The organism is Halomonas sp. GT, assembly GCF_002082565.1.
In the GTDB taxonomy this organism is placed as follows: domain Bacteria; phylum Pseudomonadota; class Gammaproteobacteria; order Pseudomonadales; family Halomonadaceae; genus Vreelandella.
Window position 1 is genome coordinate 311987 of record NZ_CP020562.1, and the last position, 15708, is coordinate 327694.

The 15708-nt window shown below is 51.8% G+C and carries 13 protein-coding genes and 1 other RNA gene; 9 read left to right on the forward strand and 5 right to left on the reverse strand.

The annotated features are described in order from the left end of the window. Positions 1 to 98: 98 nt before the first annotated feature. From ggt to B6A39_RS01540, 4 genes are all read left to right on the forward strand, one after another. Complete coding sequence (gene ggt, locus B6A39_RS01525) at positions 99 to 1838, forward strand: gamma-glutamyltransferase (protein ID WP_156886187.1); 1740 nt, start codon at positions 99 to 101, stop codon at positions 1836 to 1838. 256 nt (positions 1839 to 2094) lie between these two features. Beyond that, the gene (locus B6A39_RS01530; protein ID WP_083000664.1) at positions 2095 to 3036 is read left to right on the forward strand and encodes a sodium-dependent bicarbonate transport family permease; all 942 of its coding nucleotides are present in this window, start codon (positions 2095 to 2097) and stop codon (positions 3034 to 3036) included. A 548-nt stretch (positions 3037 to 3584) separates the two neighbouring features. After that, a complete protein-coding gene (nhaC, locus tag B6A39_RS01535; protein ID WP_083000667.1) occupies positions 3585 to 5117 on the forward strand; it encodes a Na+/H+ antiporter NhaC in 1533 nt (510 codons plus the stop codon). Between the two features lie 173 nt (positions 5118 to 5290). Next, a complete protein-coding gene (locus B6A39_RS01540; RefSeq protein ID WP_083000670.1) occupies positions 5291 to 6553 on the forward strand; it encodes an NAD(P)/FAD-dependent oxidoreductase in 1263 nt (420 codons plus the stop codon). A gap of 78 nt (positions 6554 to 6631) precedes the next feature. On the opposite strand, the gene B6A39_RS01545 is transcribed toward B6A39_RS01540, so the two are convergent. The 3 genes from B6A39_RS01545 to smpB form a co-directional block, all read right to left on the reverse strand. Further along, complete coding sequence (locus tag B6A39_RS01545; protein ID WP_083000673.1) at positions 6632 to 7948, reverse strand: TonB-dependent receptor; 1317 nt, start codon at positions 7946 to 7948, stop codon at positions 6632 to 6634. 225 nt (positions 7949 to 8173) lie between these two features. After that, positions 8174 to 8552: a transfer-messenger RNA gene (ssrA, locus tag B6A39_RS01550) on the reverse strand. 45 nt (positions 8553 to 8597) lie between these two features. Beyond that, positions 8598 to 9089: an SsrA-binding protein SmpB gene (gene smpB / locus B6A39_RS01555; RefSeq protein WP_009723766.1), complete on the reverse strand. Its 492-nt coding sequence runs from the start codon at positions 9087 to 9089 to the stop codon at positions 8598 to 8600. Positions 9090 to 9215: 126 nt separating this feature from the next. On the opposite strand from smpB, the gene B6A39_RS01560 reads away from it, so the two are divergent. Both B6A39_RS01560 and B6A39_RS01565 read left to right on the forward strand, forming a co-directional pair. Next, on the forward strand, positions 9216 to 9650 hold the full coding sequence (locus B6A39_RS01560; protein WP_038480655.1) for a type II toxin-antitoxin system RatA family toxin: 435 nt from the start codon (positions 9216 to 9218) through the stop codon (positions 9648 to 9650). Beyond that, on the forward strand, positions 9640 to 9951 hold the full coding sequence (locus B6A39_RS01565; RefSeq protein ID WP_083000676.1) for an RnfH family protein: 312 nt from the start codon (positions 9640 to 9642) through the stop codon (positions 9949 to 9951). The genes B6A39_RS01560 and B6A39_RS01565 overlap by 11 nt, the downstream gene beginning before the upstream one ends. Position 9952: 1 nt before the next feature. Here the strand turns inward: B6A39_RS01565 and B6A39_RS01570 are convergent, their stop codons facing one another. Next, positions 9953 to 10423, reverse strand: coding sequence for an outer membrane protein assembly factor BamE (locus B6A39_RS01570; RefSeq protein ID WP_083000679.1), 471 nt, complete (start codon positions 10421 to 10423; stop codon positions 9953 to 9955). A gap of 72 nt (positions 10424 to 10495) precedes the next feature. Between B6A39_RS01570 and fur the strand changes: the two genes are divergently transcribed. Further along, positions 10496 to 10948 carry a ferric iron uptake transcriptional regulator gene (gene fur / locus B6A39_RS01575; RefSeq protein ID WP_009723762.1) on the forward strand — a complete coding sequence of 151 codons (453 nt, stop codon included), beginning with the start codon at positions 10496 to 10498 and terminating at the stop codon, positions 10946 to 10948. 108 nt (positions 10949 to 11056) lie between these two features. Here the strand turns inward: fur and recN are convergent, their stop codons facing one another. After that, positions 11057 to 12730 (reverse strand): DNA repair protein RecN, encoded by a 1674-nt coding sequence (gene recN, locus B6A39_RS01580; protein ID WP_083000681.1) that lies wholly within the window; start codon positions 12728 to 12730, stop codon positions 11057 to 11059. A gap of 202 nt (positions 12731 to 12932) precedes the next feature. Between recN and grpE the strand changes: the two genes are divergently transcribed. Together grpE and dnaK are read left to right on the forward strand one after the other, a co-directional pair. Continuing rightward, on the forward strand, positions 12933 to 13562 hold the full coding sequence (gene grpE / locus B6A39_RS01585) for a nucleotide exchange factor GrpE (RefSeq protein ID WP_083007826.1): 630 nt from the start codon (positions 12933 to 12935) through the stop codon (positions 13560 to 13562). Between the two features lie 170 nt (positions 13563 to 13732). Beyond that, positions 13733 to 15667, forward strand: coding sequence for a molecular chaperone DnaK (dnaK, locus tag B6A39_RS01590; RefSeq protein WP_083000683.1), 1935 nt, complete (start codon positions 13733 to 13735; stop codon positions 15665 to 15667). Positions 15668 to 15708: the final 41 nt, after the last annotated feature.

Consider the following 15708-nt stretch of genomic DNA (forward strand, 5'->3'; position numbering starts at 1 on the left):
TTGGGCGGCTTTATGGAACTAAAAGTCTAACGTGACAGCAGCGTATTCTTTTATGTTTTCACTATTTGTAAACTAATAACTATAAGGAACTCCCCCACATGATGACCCCCTTTTTAACATCGCGTCCGCTTAAGACGCTGGCGGCCAGTTTTTGTGTTGGCGCGCTGTTAGTTTCTCCACAAGCATTTACTCAGCAAGCGATTTTGGAAGGTGAGCGCTTTCATCCTCAAGAAAGCAGCCGTGGCATGGTCGCTACCAGCCATTTTCTTGCCTCCGAGGTCGCCCGAGATGTTCTTGCTGACGGTGGCAATGCCGTTGATGCTGCTGTAGTGGCGGGCTTTGCGCTAGCGGTGACCCAGCCGCGTTCCGGCAATATTGGTGGCGGCGGATTTATGTTAATTTCGGATGAAACCAGTGATGAAGTCATTGCCATCGACTATCGCGAGATGGCTCCTTCAGCCGCCTTTGAAGCTATGTTCCAAGACGACAATGGTGATGCGGTAACCGAGCGCTCTCGCTTTACTCACTTGGCTGCAGGTGTTCCCGGAACAGTTGCGGGGCTAGCTCTGGCGCTTGAAGAGTATGGCACGTTGAGTCTTGCTGAAGCGTTGGAACCCGCCATTCGTCTTGCTGAAGATGGCTTTGCAGTGCCTCCTCGGTTTGTTCAAGGATTACAAGAGACCAGGGAACGTTTCGAACCCTGGGAGGCTAGCATGGCTAAGTTCTTTAAAGAGGACGGCAGCGCCTATGAGGTCGGCGATATTTTCAAGCAACCTGATCTAGCCGCAACACTTAGGCGCATTTCTGAGCAAGGGGCCCGTGAGTTTTATGAAGGAGAAACGGCTGAGCTGATCGTTGCCGAAATGGAGCGTCACGATGGTTTGATTACGATGGAAGACATGGCTAATTACACCCCCATCATCCGTGAGCCTAGCCACGGCACTTATCGCGGCTACGATATTTATGCCATGAGCCCTCCTTCTTCTGGCGGTGCCCATATTGTTCAGATGCTGAATATTCTTGAAGAATACCCTATCGGTGAAATGGGCTTCGGCTCTGCTGAAAGCATGCATCTAATGGCTGAAGCCATGAAGCGTGCTTACGCTGACCGCTCGGAGTTCCTGGGCGATACTGACTTTGTCGATGTGCCTTTGGCCGGCATCACATCAAAGGAGTATGCAGCCGAACTGCGCAGCCAGATTGGCGACCAAGCCACCCCAAGTGCTGACATAGCGCCTGGCAATCCGCACGACTACGAATCTAATGAAACCACTCACTTTTCCATTGTAGATGATGGTGGTCTGGCAGTTTCAAATACGTACACCATCAACTTCAGTTATGGTTCTGGCATCGTGGTGGACGGCGCAGGCTTCTTGCTCAACAACGAAATGGATGATTTCTCGGCCAAGCCCGGCGTGCCTAACGCCTATGGCTTGATTGGCGGCGAAGCTAATAAGGTCGAACCAGGCAAACGGATGCTTTCGTCCATGACGCCCACTATCGTCAAACAAGACGGTAAAAACTTCCTGATCACCGGCAGTCCCGGCGGTTCACGTATTATCACCACAACGCTGCAGGTGTTAATGAACGTTATTGATCACGATATGAATATACAGTCAGCGGTTAGTGCACCGCGCATGCACCACCAGTGGGTGCCGGATGAAATTCGTGTTGAGGCAGGTTTTAGTCCAGATACGCTGGACTTACTTGAAGAGCGAGGCCACACGGTCAGCCAGCAGTCCGCTATGGGAGCGGCTCAATCAATCATGATCAAGGACGGTATGTTCTTTGGTGGCGCCGATCCTCGCCGCTCCACCTCATTGGCTATTGGCCTGTAACGCTACGTTAGGTTCCATCCACTCCGCCCTGAGCTGACAGGGCGGGGTTTTTCAGTCACTGCGCCTAGCGAGCTCTCCATTCCTAACGACATTCTTAATGCCCTGCTTTTAACTACCATCATTGCCCATCAATCAACACAAAAGATGATGCTATCTGCATAGATAATTATCTATGATTTTCTTTCAATATATTATTAGTTATCTAGTGTCATCGCTCGCAAAATGCAACCTCTTTTAATCCTAAGGAGCAGTGGTGATGCCAGATATTGTGGTGATGTTTTTTTTATTGGGGCTAGTCGCTGGGGCGGTGAAATCGGATCTTCAGGTTCCTAAAGCCACTTACGACACCCTAAGCCTGTTATTAATGCTCACCATTGGCTTAAAGGGAGGAATGGCGCTGCATGGCAATATTCATTGGGGGTTGGTGCCAGAACTTACCGGCGTAGCGCTGCTGTCAGCATTTATACCGCTGATGCTGATGCCAGTGTTGCGCCGCTGGGTGCGCCTTTCCGCCGCCGACAGCGCTAGCATTGCTGCCCACTATGGCTCGGTCAGTGCGGGTACATTTGCGGTGGCGCTGGCATATGTAGAAGCACGCCAGCTAGCGGTGGGTAGTGAAGTAACGCTCTACTTGGTCGCTATGGAACTGCCCGCGATTATGGTAGCGATTGCCCTGTTTAGGCGCTATCAAGGGGCTGCTGTTAAAGAGAGCACCAGCAAGCTATGGCATGAAACCCTGACCAATCGAGGCGTTATCCTGTTAGCTGGTGGGGTTGTGATCGGCACGCTATACGGGCCGTTTCAAGGAGAGGAAGTCACCGCACTGTTTACTGGTGCTTTCAAAGGCGTGTTGGCACTGTTTCTGCTAGAAATGGGGTTAACCGCTGCGCAAACACTGCGCCCAATGCCGTGGCATCATTGGCGCTTGGTGACCTTTGCTCTGGTCACGCCATTATTGCTGTCACTGCTGGGGATTTTGGTAGGCACACTCGTTGGGTTGCCAGTGGGCTCTGTGGTGATTCTTGCCGCGTTGGCCGCTAGTGCCTCTTATATAGCGGCGCCCGCTGCGATGCGTGCGGCTATCCCGCAAGCGAATATTGGCCTCGCCATGCTTGCATCACTTGGCATTACTTTCCCTCTCAACGTGATGCTTGGGATTCCCCTCTATCACATGCTGATTGAACGCTTGATGAGCTAGAGCTAGGGGCTCGCTATCATATAAATGTGATCGGCATGTTTGGGAGCAATATGTTAACTAATTGAAATTTAACGCCAGATTCTTATTCATGAGTCTGGCGTTTTTAGTTTATCTTGTGGTTATTTTGGCTATTAACGTTTTGTTTAAACTGCTTTGTGAAACGCTGCTATTAAGAAAATAGCTGTTTAGAAGATTTTGCAGATAAGTACGAATGGATTTCTAACGTATTTGTTAAAAACATTATTTGCTAACCCATGTAAATTTCCCCTGAATGCGGCACGAAAAGCCGCGGAATAGACACGTTAAGTCATCGTGACCCTCGTATTCTTTTGTTACAGGGACGTGATCGCAATATCGTTGAAGTGTTGAAAGCGCGATGACGCATTGTGATTAATTAGCTGATATAGATAAAAGGGCAGGGCAGTATACCTCTAGAACGTATGTCTATTGCCAATGCCTTAGATGATAAATCTAAGAAATTCTTGTTGAACGAAAATAATCGCTGCTGATAAACCTATCAAAAGCCCAATAATAATGAGGTCTATAAGATGGAAGAAAAACCAAAAAGGGTTCGTCAAAAACCCAGTCTCGGGCTTGCCCTTGTGCCCGTTGTGCTGACACTAATCGCCATCGGGGTGCAGATTTTTTATTTTGGCGATTTCACTCCACATATCCCGCTCGCCATTGGCTTGGCGATAACCTCGCTAGTGGGGGTCAAACTCGGCTTCCGCTGGAAGCGTATTGAAGATGGGGCGTTTCACGTTATTAATGTGTCTCTGCCATCGGTTTCGGTGTTGATCTTAGTGGGCATGATTATTGGCGTCTGGATTGCCAGCGGTACCGTGCCCAGTCTGATCTATTACGGCCTACTTCTGTTATCTCCTGCCTTTTTCCTTGCTGCGGCAATGTTGATTTGTGCAGTGGTCTCCGTTTCTTTGGGGACCTCCTGGGGTACCGTTGGTACAGTAGGTCTGGCGCTTGTTGGTATCGGTGCTGGGTTTGAAATTCCGATTTATTGGACTGCTGGTGCGGTTGTATCCGGAGCCTTCTTTGGCGACAAAGTTTCACCGCTTTCCGATACCACTAATTTGGCCGCGGCGGTTACCGGCAACGATGTGTTCTCGCATATCAAAAACATGATGCCAACGACGATACCGGCCATGTTGATCGCGTTAGCCATCTATCTGGTGGTGGGCTTCACCATGATTGATGATCAAGCGGCATCCTTTGAGCGCATTGATGCCATCACTGCGTCATTAGACGAACACTTTACGATTTCTATCTGGCTGCTGTTGCCAGCGGTGCTGGTTATTGGTCTAGCCATCAAGAAAATGCCGCCGATTCCCTCCCTGTTTGCTGGTGTAATGGCGGGTGCGGTAACCGCCATGGCGGTTCAGGGGGTAGGCCTGCACGATATCGTTACTTACGCTAACTATGGTTACTCCATTGAAACGGGCGTGGAAGCTATGGACAGCCTGTTAAACCGTGGTGGTATCCAGTCAATGATGTGGACTATCTCATTGATCCTAATTGCCTTGGCCTTTGGCGGTGCGTTGGAGAAAACGGGCTGCCTGGAGACCATCATCAAGGCCATTATGGCCAAGGTGCGCTCGTTCAAAGGCGTCCAAACCTCGGCAATTGCTACCTCCTTTGCAACTAACCTAGTGGCAGGCGACCCCTACCTATCCGTTGCGCTACCGGGGCGTATGTACGCACCTACATACCGTGGTCTGGGTTACTCAACCCTGAACCTATCGCGTGGTGTTGAGGAAGGTGGAACGTTAATGTCGCCGCTCATCCCATGGAACGCAGGTGGCGCTTTCGTCATTAGTGTATTAGGGCTTGGTATTGGTGAAGGTAACGTTGAGAATCTGCTGTATATTCCGCTGGCTTTTGCCTGCTGGCTGTCGCCTTTGATCGGTATTATTTATGCGCAGACAGGGTTGTTCTCGCCTAAAGCGACCGATGAAGAGCGCGCGCTGTGGGACAAGCAAGGAGAAGCAATTGCCTCTACCGAAGCATTGGGTGCTGCTGCTGATGCAGCCGTTGCTAGCCCGAATCCGGCTCCTAGCTCGAGTTGATCGTTACTAGCCGTTACGTGCTTTACTGATGAGACAAACACCCCGACCTGCGAAAGGCGGGGTGTTTGTCTTTATTGAGCTAGGCGTTTTCGTTAGCGTTGCTGCCGACAATTGAATTGCTAGTGCCTTGGGTTTGCTTGCAAGCATGCTTGAATAAAACCAGGAGGATAATAATGACGACAATGCATCCAACCGTAGTAATTGGTGGTGGAATCGTTGGTATTTGCTGTGCGTTATACCTGCAAAAAGAGGGGCTCGACGTCACGCTTGTAGAGCCTGCTATGTCTGGCGATAGTACCGCTAAGTGGAGCTGCGGGCAGATTGCGGTTAGCGAAATCATTCCCCAATCCAAGCCAGGTATTATAAAAAAAGTGCCAGGTTGGCTGCTTGATCAAAAAGGGCCGCTGGCGCTTCGGCCGTCAGCATTACCAGGGCTGTTACCCTGGATGCTGCGATTTATAACCCATGCGCGGCGTTCGCGTATCGACACTATTGCCCATGAGCTGGCGACCTTAACGCGCTGTGCCTTCCAGGATTATGAGCCCTTGCTTGCAAAGTGCCGTCGTGACGATCTAATTGGTCACCAACCAACCCTTGAGCTGTTTGATGATGCGGCTGGGCTGGCCCATGAGCAAACTTATGTGGAGCTACGCCGCTCGCTAGGGTTTATTTCCGAAACACTGAATGCCGAACAGATTGCCGCCATGGAGCCAGCGCTTGCGGGGCGTTTTTCTCACGGTCTGTTATTGTCGGATTGGCGCACGGTGTGCGATACCGAAACCTTCCTAACCGAGCTTGCTCACAGTTTTGTAGAGCAGGGTGGCAAGCTTGTGCAGGATAGTGTGTCGCGTATTGAGACCCTGGGGGGGCGTGCCGTTGGTGTGACACTGGCCAGTGGTGAGAGGCTGCCTGTCGAGCAGGTAGTGGTCGCCGCAGGTAACGGCAGTTCGGCGTTTTTTGAAGCATTAGGCATTAAGGTGCCGTTGATTAAGGTTGGCGGCTATCAGGTATTGCTACCCAACCCTGGTGTCGACTTAACCCACGCCACTTTTTATGCTGACGGCGGCTTTGGTCTGATTCCTATGGAGCGAGGGCTACAGATCGGCGGCACGATTGAATTCGCTGGCAATCATGCTGAACCGAACTTCAAGCGTGCGGAGATCATTCTTGAAAAAGCCAAGACGATACTGCCATCGTTGAATACAGCTGGTATGGAATTTGGCGCTGGCTGGCGCCCTTTCTTGCCAGACACCAAGCCTGTGATTGATAAATCGCCATTGCTTGAAAACGTGGCGATGGCTTTTGGTCATGGCCAATTAGGGCTAACGCTCGGTGCCACGACGGGGCGCTTGGTAGCCGACATGCTGCAAGGTCGTGATAGTCAGTTGAATATTAGTCCTTTCAGCGCATCGCGGTTCACGTTGGCTGGTGGTTAATTGACGTCATGCAGTGGTACAAGCAAGGGGGCACCCGTCTCATAAATATGAGACGGGCTCTTTATCATCGCCATTTAGCTAGTGATTATGTCCTGCATGACTGCCAAACGTTGCGTTGAACTGAACCATTCCTACCCACTGTTCATCATGCCCTGCAAAGTCTTCGCGAGTCAGTTGCGTGCGCACGAACATGTTATCGCGCACATGCCAAGTAAGCTGCGCGCTTTGTCGCCACGAAGTTTCCTCTGAAACGATCGCGGTAGGATGAGTGCCCATCACCTTATTGGTTAACCCTAGTGCCTCTGCGCGAAGACCGACTTCCCAGCGAGGCGCAATGCCGTAAATAGCGTCTATGTAAGCGCCATCTTGTTGCTCAGTGTAGTGGTCGTGTGCATGAAAGTGATCATGGTGTTGCACATGCTCTTGCAGGCCACGTTCGCTATAGAAGTATTCCGCACCTAATTGCCAGTTGCCCTGATAGCCGGGTTGCTCCGCATCGTAGTTAAACCGCGCGTCTAAACCCGCGAACCAGTTGTCGCCTTCAGCGGTATGGGCATGGTGGCCATGGTCATCGACACGCACATACTGACGGTTCATGCCCGCAGACGTTCCCAGCGTTAGCTGCTTATTCGCACCGAGATCTGGGCGGTATTTAGCGAAAATTGTGCCCACGCGAGGTCCGCTGGCGCGATCCTCATAGCCCCCTTCATCAAAGCGGCTGAAGCCTTCTCCCTCGCCTTGAAACAGCTCACTACCCAGCGTCAAGGTGCTGTTGGGTGACCAGGTTAGCTGTAGGCCTGTATCGAGCAGACCATGCTCTCCAAACAAATACTCATTGACCAGTGGGCGCTCAACAAAATCCCAAGCGTGAGGATGTCGGCTGTTGATATAGCCAATATCGGAAAGAAATTTACCGGCTTGTAAGCGCAGCCCGTTAGGCAGCGTACGCGTCGCAATAAAAGCCTCTTCCAGCGTGATATCGTCTTCTGTTAGCGAAACAACGGCCTTGCCCTCAAGGTGGGCGGTTTGCCCTTCAATGGCAACTTCAGAGTGTCCCAGGTTAAATCCATTGTCGAGATCATGGCTATGGCCGCTGTGGTCATGTCCTCCCTCATGATCGTGACTGCCTTCGTGCCCATTGCTAAAGCCTGTAGGCGAGTGCTCATCTCCTGAAAAACGATTGTGGTAGATACCTTCCACAACTAAGGAAACGTTGATGCTGTTTTCAGCGCCGCTATGTTCATGGTTGCTATGTTCATAGGCGTCGTGCTCATGAGTATGACCAGAATGATCATGGACGTGGTTGTGCCCATGATGGTGATCATCTGCATAGGCAGAGGAGCTAATAAGTAGAGCAGTGGCAAGCGGTGTAAGCAGAAATAAAGAGCGTGACACAGGTGTATTCCCGTAAATGTTAGAATTAAGCACATCTAATGATATGTTATATTATAACAATAATGCAATTATACTGAACTCTGTCGCTACACGCGGTTAGCTTCGAGGGAACTGGGCGCTTAAGAAAGGCTGACCAAAATGTTGACTACGCTATGCCTAAACAGGCCTTTTTCAGCCCACAGGCACAAAAAAAGCACCCGTAGGTGCTTGATTTGTAAGGGTGTCTGGTGGAGGCGGCGGGAATTGAACCCGCGTCCGCCAGCACGCGCCTATTGGCTCTACATGCTTAGATTTCGTCATTTGCTTTAACGCAACTGACTCCGACGATCAGGATTCAGCCACGCGAGCCTTCTAAGTTTAACGATTGATGAGAAGACACCACCAACCGCGGTCCTATCAGCTTTAGCTCGTATCCCATTAGTAATGAATAGGCACATCACCTTTGGGCCAGACAAGAAGCTAACAGTGTTTAAGCTGCTAGCGCGCCTTGAGCGTAGTTTTCGTCATTTGCGACTATTTTTCGTGATGTGGGATTTACGAGATACATCACGCTCTCGGCATGCACCGCAAGGGTTGTCACCGGCGTCGAAACCATGTCGCCCCCTGATTACAGATGAGCATTCTAACGTGCTCACAGCGAATTGACCAGTTATGCCTTGTTATGTTCCCTCATTATCCGACCTTTCTGACGGCTCCAGTCGCGATCCTTTTCGGTGGCGCGCTTGTCATGCAGCTGTTTGCCGGTCACCAATGCCAGCTCACACTTCACCTTATTGCGTTTCCAATAAAGCTTGAGCGGCACGCAAGTGTGGCCTTTGTCCTGAGTCACCGAGAAAATTTTGGCAATTTCCTTACGGTGCAGAAGTAACTTACGCGTACGCGTCGGGTCAGCAATTTCGTGGGTGCTTGCTGTATTAAGCGGCATGATATGGCTGCCTAGTAAAAAAGCCTCGCCGTTGCGAACCAAAATATAGGTGTCGGTAAGCTGTGCTTTACCAGCGCGAAGGCTTTTAACTTCCCAGCCTGCGAGTACCAAACCTGCTTCTAAGGTTTCGTTGATATGGTACTCAAACCGAGCCTTCTTGTTTTGGGCAATAACGCTGCTGCTAGGGCCCTTACTGTTACCTTTCTTAGTGGCCATGGAACCTCATCGTTGATCTGTCAGTAGCACCCCCTTCGTTATGTGGGGAGGCGTGATACCATTCAAGGTCTACAAAAATGTTTCCCATGATACGCTTTGGGCACTGTGAAGTCAGCGGAGAGGTCAATGCCAACCGTTAATCGTACCGCCTTGGTGCGGCACACCCCCCAACAAATGTTCGATCTGGTTAATGACTTCGAACGCTATCCCGAGTTCCTGCCGGGGTGTCGCCGTGCGCGCCTGCTAGAGCATGACGAGGCACATTTGATTGGTGAGATGACCCTTGGACGTGCGGGTGTGGAACAAACAATCACTACTCGAAATGATTTGTATGCCCCTGAGCGGATTGAGCTGTCGTTAGTGAAAGGTCCGTTCAAGCAGCTTAAAGGGCGTTGGTTATTTATCCCGATGGGGGAAAACGCCTGCAAAGTCAGCTTAGAAATGGAATTTGTGTTTGCGAACCGCTTACTTAGCATGGCATTTGGAAAACTATTTCAGCAAATCGCGGGGCAACTTGTCGATGCCTTCACGAAGCGTGCTGACGAGCGCTATGGCCGTTGATACGTTCGAGGTAGAGGTAGCCTTTGCCTTGCCGCACAAACAGCGCCTAGTGGCTCTGCAGGTGTATCAAGGCACGACTGCGCGCCAAGCGGTAGCGATGGCAGATCTGCCAAGCCTGTTCCCCGAGATTCCCAGCGACACCTTTGCACAAGCACCGCTGGGAATTTTTGGCAAAGCGCTGCGCCAGCCTGAAAAAGAGGCACTGCGCCCAGGCGACCGCGTTGAGGTTTATCGTCCATTGGAGATAGACCCCAAAGCTGCCCGCCTGGAGCGGGCAAAGCGTCAAGCCAGAAGCGGGTAATTTATTCGGAAGGCATCACTGGCTGTGGCGCTGGGGCATTTTCTGACGTGGGTACTCGCTGGCTAGGCGAGTTGATACCGCTGATTGGATCTGCTGTTTCTGTTGCAGGGCCTGCACCGGTATCTCTGCTGATCGGCAGATCACCAGAGAAATCACCTTGTTGTTCAACGTTTACTAAACGCCCCGCGTTGTCGAACGTGAGGGTTACACGCCGCTGCTCAACACCCGCGTATGCTTTATCAAGACGATAAACGTAATCCCACTCCCGTGTGTCAAAGGGGGCTTCCAGCAGCGGGCGACCCATTACATAAGTAACTTGTTCTTGGGTCATTCCTGGCTGTAATTGGCTGACCATTTCTTCGGTCACCAAGTTGCCCTGAGGGATGTCACGCTTGTAAACGCCAACGTAGCTGCAGCCGCTAACAACGGTTAGGGCAACGGAAAGAGTAATGATACGAGTCAATTTTTGCATTTGAGCCTATTCTTCACTATCGTGGTTTCGGTCGATCATACCCGACCTAACCTGTTACTGCGAAGAGCAACCATGGCCGATCAGAACCATGAACTGCGCAAAGCCGGGCTGAAAGTGACCCTGCCGCGCGTCAAGATCCTGCAGATTCTCGAAAATGCTTCGGGTCAACACCACCTTAGCGCAGAAGAAGTGTACAAAACACTGATTGATGCGGGCGAGGATGTTGGCTTGGCTACCGTGTACCGCGTGCTGACTCAGTTTGAATCAGCAGGCTTGGTGATCCGTCATAATTTTGATGGTGGTCACGCGGTGTTCGAGATGACTCAAGAAGACCACCACGACCATATGGTGTGTTTAGAAAGTGGTGAAATCATTGAGTTTGTCGATGAAATCATTGAGCGTCGTCAGCAAGAGATCGCCGAAGAGCACGGCTATGAACTTGTGGACCATGCCCTGGTGCTTTATGTACGCCCCCGTGGGTCGGACGTAACGCGACAGGACAGTGGCCCCACAAATAAAAAATAGTCGCGCTAAATAAGACGCCCCCAGGGTGCGAGTGATGTTTCATTCGCGCCCTGGGGGCGTTTTTTATAGCGTGTAGTGTTTACTAGTGATTGGCGATTGAACAAACGCTTAGTGCGGCGGCCGTTGGCTAGCGTGAAGCATTTCCCTGGCGTGAGCGAGTGTTTGGTCAGATAGCGTTACACCGCCCAGCATGCGGGCAAGTTCACTAACCCGGCCACGCTCGTCCAGCAGGGCCATATGGGTCAGTGTGCTATCTCGTTTGGCACGTTTTTCAATATGCAGATGCTGATGCGCCTGAGCGGCGACCTGAGGTAGGTGGGTGACGGTCATTACTTGCCCGTTTTCGCCGAGCTTGCGTAGCAGTTGGCCAACAATTTCGGCCGTCGCTCCCGAGATGCCTACGTCCACTTCATCGAAGACCAAGCTGGGAATAGTGGAGTGGGAAGCGGCCACCACTTGAATGGCAAGACTGATACGCGAAAGCTCACCGCCCGAAGCCACCTTGGTTAACGGCCTAGCAGGCTGACCCGGATTAGCGCTAATCAGGAATTGAACGTGGTCCAGGCCTTCCGGCGTAGGCGTTTCTCGCGGGGTAACGTCTACCTCAAAGCGTGCTTTACCCATGGCCAGAAAAGCCAGTTGTTGCTGCACCTCTTTGCCTAAGCGAACGGCGGCTTTTTGTCGCGCCTCACTTAGTTGTTTAGCGTCGCTGCGGTAACGCTCGCGGTATTCAGACACTTGGTTGCTTAACGACTCCAGGTCGTCGTCGCTGGCTTCTAGCAGTTCGACTTCCTGGCTGAGCCGGGCATGCAGTGCGCAAATCTCTTCCGGGGCAACGTGGTGCTTGCGGCCGATACGGTGGACATCGCCAAGACGTTCTTCTACCCAGGCTAGGCGTTCCGGGTCTAGTTCAGTAGTACTGGCAAGACGATTAAGCTCGCTGGAAGCTTCCTCTACTTGAATGCGCGCATCGCTAAGCATAGCCAAGGTATTGGCCAGTGTGCCTTTGTCACTGCCGGGTAGCGCGCTTAAATGGGTATAGGCTTGGTTTAACAGTGACAGAGCGCCGCCTTCATCGCTCGCGCAGCAGTCGGCGGCAAACTGGGTTTCACGCAGCGTCTCTTCCGCATGGGCAAGGGTATGCTGTTCTTCTTCGAGGGTTTGCAGCTCACCTTCGGCCAACCCTAGTTGATCTAATTCTTCTACTTGGTAACGTAGCAGCTGTCGTTTTGCCTCAACCTCACTGCCTTCTTCGCTGAGTTTTTTTAATCGCCGTCGAGCGCTGCGCCACTCGCGGAACGTTTCAGCTAACTGCTGGCTACGCTCACGTAGCCCAGCATAATCATCTAGCAGAGCAAGGTGGGTTTCTTCACGCATGAGTGCCTGATGAGCATGCTGTCCATGGATTTGAATCAGCTGCTCGCCCAGCGATTTTAGGTCAGCGATGGTAGCAGGGTGGCCATTGATCCATGCTTTGGAGCGACCGCTGGCTGTGACCACACGGCGCAGCAAGCACTCTTCAGCAGGCAGCTCACGAGCAGTCAACCACTCAGTGGCAGCGGGCAGGTGTTGAATATCAAAACGAGCGGAAAGGTCGGTGCGTTCACGTCCGTGACGTACACTGCCCGCGTCGGCACGCTCACCTAAACATAGGCCAAGGGCACCGAGCAGAATCGATTTGCCTGCCCCAGTTTCCCCGGTGATCGCCGTCATGCCCCGGGTTAGGTCGAGTTCAAGGCGGTCGACAATAGCGTAATCTTGGATTGCTAGCTGCGTAAGCATTAAGGCCTCCTGAGGCAGTGCGGCACAGAAGCTGGATACTTATCCAATAATTGTTGTTTTATACAGTAGTCTGTAACTCACTTCAATGCCCCTCTTGAGATGGCTTTTATGGCCCCCATATAGCGTTCATACGTGGTTAATACTCGTTACTTAACCGAGGTGGCCGTCAATGCCACCGCTGCATATTTTTCAGGAGCTAGGCATGGCAAAAGAACCGCAAACCCCATTAGAAGATGAGCTGGCCCGCCAAGAGCAAGAGGCGGAAGTCACCGAGCAAGCGGCTGAAGAGCGTCTGGTCGAGGGCGAGTTGGAAGGCTTGATTGAGGAAGAGGCTGCGCTAGAGGGCGAAGTGGGAAACCCTGAAGCCGATATGCTAGCTGCTCAGGTGGAAGAGCTTGAGCAGAGCTTGGCGGAAGCTAAAGACCAAGCGCTACGTGCCGCTGCTGAAGCTCAAAACGTGCGTCGCCGGGCTGAGCAAGAAGCTGAAAAAGCGCGCAAATTTGCTTTAGAAAAATTTGTTAAAGAGCTATTGCCCGTTGTTGATAGTCTGGAAAAAGCCCTAGAGAGCATGGAAGACGGAGCCTCTGACGTACATCGTGAGGGCGTTTCCATGACCCTCAAAATGCAGTTAGGCGTATTGAATAAATTTGGCGTGGAAAGCGTTGAGCCCCAGGGTGAGCCCTTCGACCCGCAGGTTCACGAAGCGATGGCGATGGTGCCGAATCCCGAGCTTGAACCCAATACCGTCATGGACGTGATGCAGAAGGGTTATTTGCTTAACGGCCGCCTAGTTCGCCCAGCGATGGTGGTAGTCAGCCAAAAAGCCAATTAAGCATTGGCTGACGCAAAGCAAAAAAAAGCCCCTTGAAATGCTGCGAGCGGCCCCCAAATAAAGGGCAACCCGCGGGAAAACCCGCAAACGCTTTAAATTTCAAAAAGCAGATTTTTTGACATCAGCTTTCAAACATCAGTTTTGTAACAACCGAATTCGAGGTTTTTGCTATGGGACGCATTATTGGTATCGATCTGGGCACCACCAACTCTTGTGTGGCAGTGCTCGATGGTGACAGCGCTAAAGTAATTGAAAATGCCGAAGGTGGTCGTACTACGCCTTCCATTATTGCTTACACCGACGATGGTGAAACGCTGGTAGGCCAGGCGGCAAAACGTCAGGCTGTCACCAACCCTGAGAACACCCTTTACGCGATCAAACGCCTGATTGGCCGTCGCTTCAAAGATGATGTCGTACAAAAAGACATCAAAATGGTGCCTTACAAAATCACTGAAGCAGACAACGGTGATGCTTGGGTTGAAGTAAAAGGCAAGAAAATGGCGCCGCCGCAGGTAAGCGCGGAAGTGCTGAAGAAAATGAAGAAAACCGCCGAAGATTACCTCGGTGAAGCGGTAACTGAAGCGGTTATCACCGTACCGGCTTATTTTAATGACAGCCAGCGCCAAGCCACGAAAGATGCGGGCCGTATCGCCGGTCTAGATGTTAAACGCATCATTAACGAGCCAACCGCAGCAGCATTGGCCTACGGTATGGACAAATCCCGTGGTGATAAAACCATCGCGGTATACGACCTGGGTGGCGGTACTTTCGATATTTCTATTATCGAAGTGGCTGACGTTGACGGCGAAACCCAGTTTGAAGTGTTGGCCACCAACGGCGACACCTTCCTGGGCGGCGAAGACTTTGATTTGGCGCTGATCAACTACTTAGTTGACCAGTTTAAAGCGGATAGCGGTATGGATCTGTCTGGCGATAACCTCGCTATGCAGCGCCTGAAAGAAGCGGCTGAGAAGGCTAAAATTGAGCTTTCCAGTGCCCAGCAGACAGACGTTAACCTGCCGTACATCACCGCTGACAACACCGGCCCGAAACACCTTAACGTGAAAGTGACGCGTGCCAAGCTGGAGTCGCTGGTTGAAGATCTGGTACAGCGCTCGCTTGACCCATGCAAAATGGCGTTGAAAGATGCTGGTTTGTCTGCGTCTGAAATCGACGAAGTGATTCTGGTCGGTGGCCAGACGCGCATGCCGATGGTGCAGAAGAAAGCCGCTGATTTCTTCGGCAAAGAAGCCCGTAAAGACGTCAACCCAGATGAAGCGGTTGCTGTTGGTGCGGCGATTCAGGGCGGTGTTCTTGGTGGCGACGTAAAAGACGTCCTACTGCTTGACGTGACGCCGCTGACCCTGGGTATTGAAACCCTGGGTGGCGTAATGACGCCGCTGATCGATAAAAACACCACCATCCCCACGAAGAAGACGCAAACCTTCTCCACGGCGGATGACAACCAAACGGCAGTGACGATTCACGTCGTTCAGGGTGAGCGTAAGCAAGTCGCACAGAATAAGTCGCTGGGTCGTTTTGATCTTGCCGACATTCCGCCAGCACCGCGTGGTGTGCCGCAAATTGAAGTGGCCTTCGACCTGGATGCCAACGGCATTCTAAATGTATCGGCCAAAGATAAGGCGACTAATAAAGAGCAGTCTATCGTCATTAAAGCATCCAGCGGTCTCACGGATGAAGAGATCGAGCAAATGGTACGCGACGCGGAAGCTCACGCGGACGAAGATAAAAAGTTCGAAGCGCTAGTGCAGCTGCGTAACCAAGCAGATGGCATGATTCACGCCACTCGCAAAACCGTGCAGGAAGCGGGCGATAAAGCGAGCGATGACGAGAAACAAGCCATCGAAAGTGCGATCAGCGAGCTGGAAGAAGCAGTGAAGACTGATGATCAGGACAACATCCAGCAGAAGCTGGACGCGCTGACCGAAGTGTCTGGCCAATTGGCGCAGAAAATGTACGCCGAGCAGGCGGAAGCTGCTCAGCAGGCGGACGGTGAAAGTGCTGAAAATGCTAGCACCAAGCCAGAGGATGACGTGGTTGACGCTGAGTACGAAGAAGTCAACGACGACAAGAAGAAGCAGTAAAACACCTCTATCTGCTAAGGAATGCGGTGACGCGGGAGACA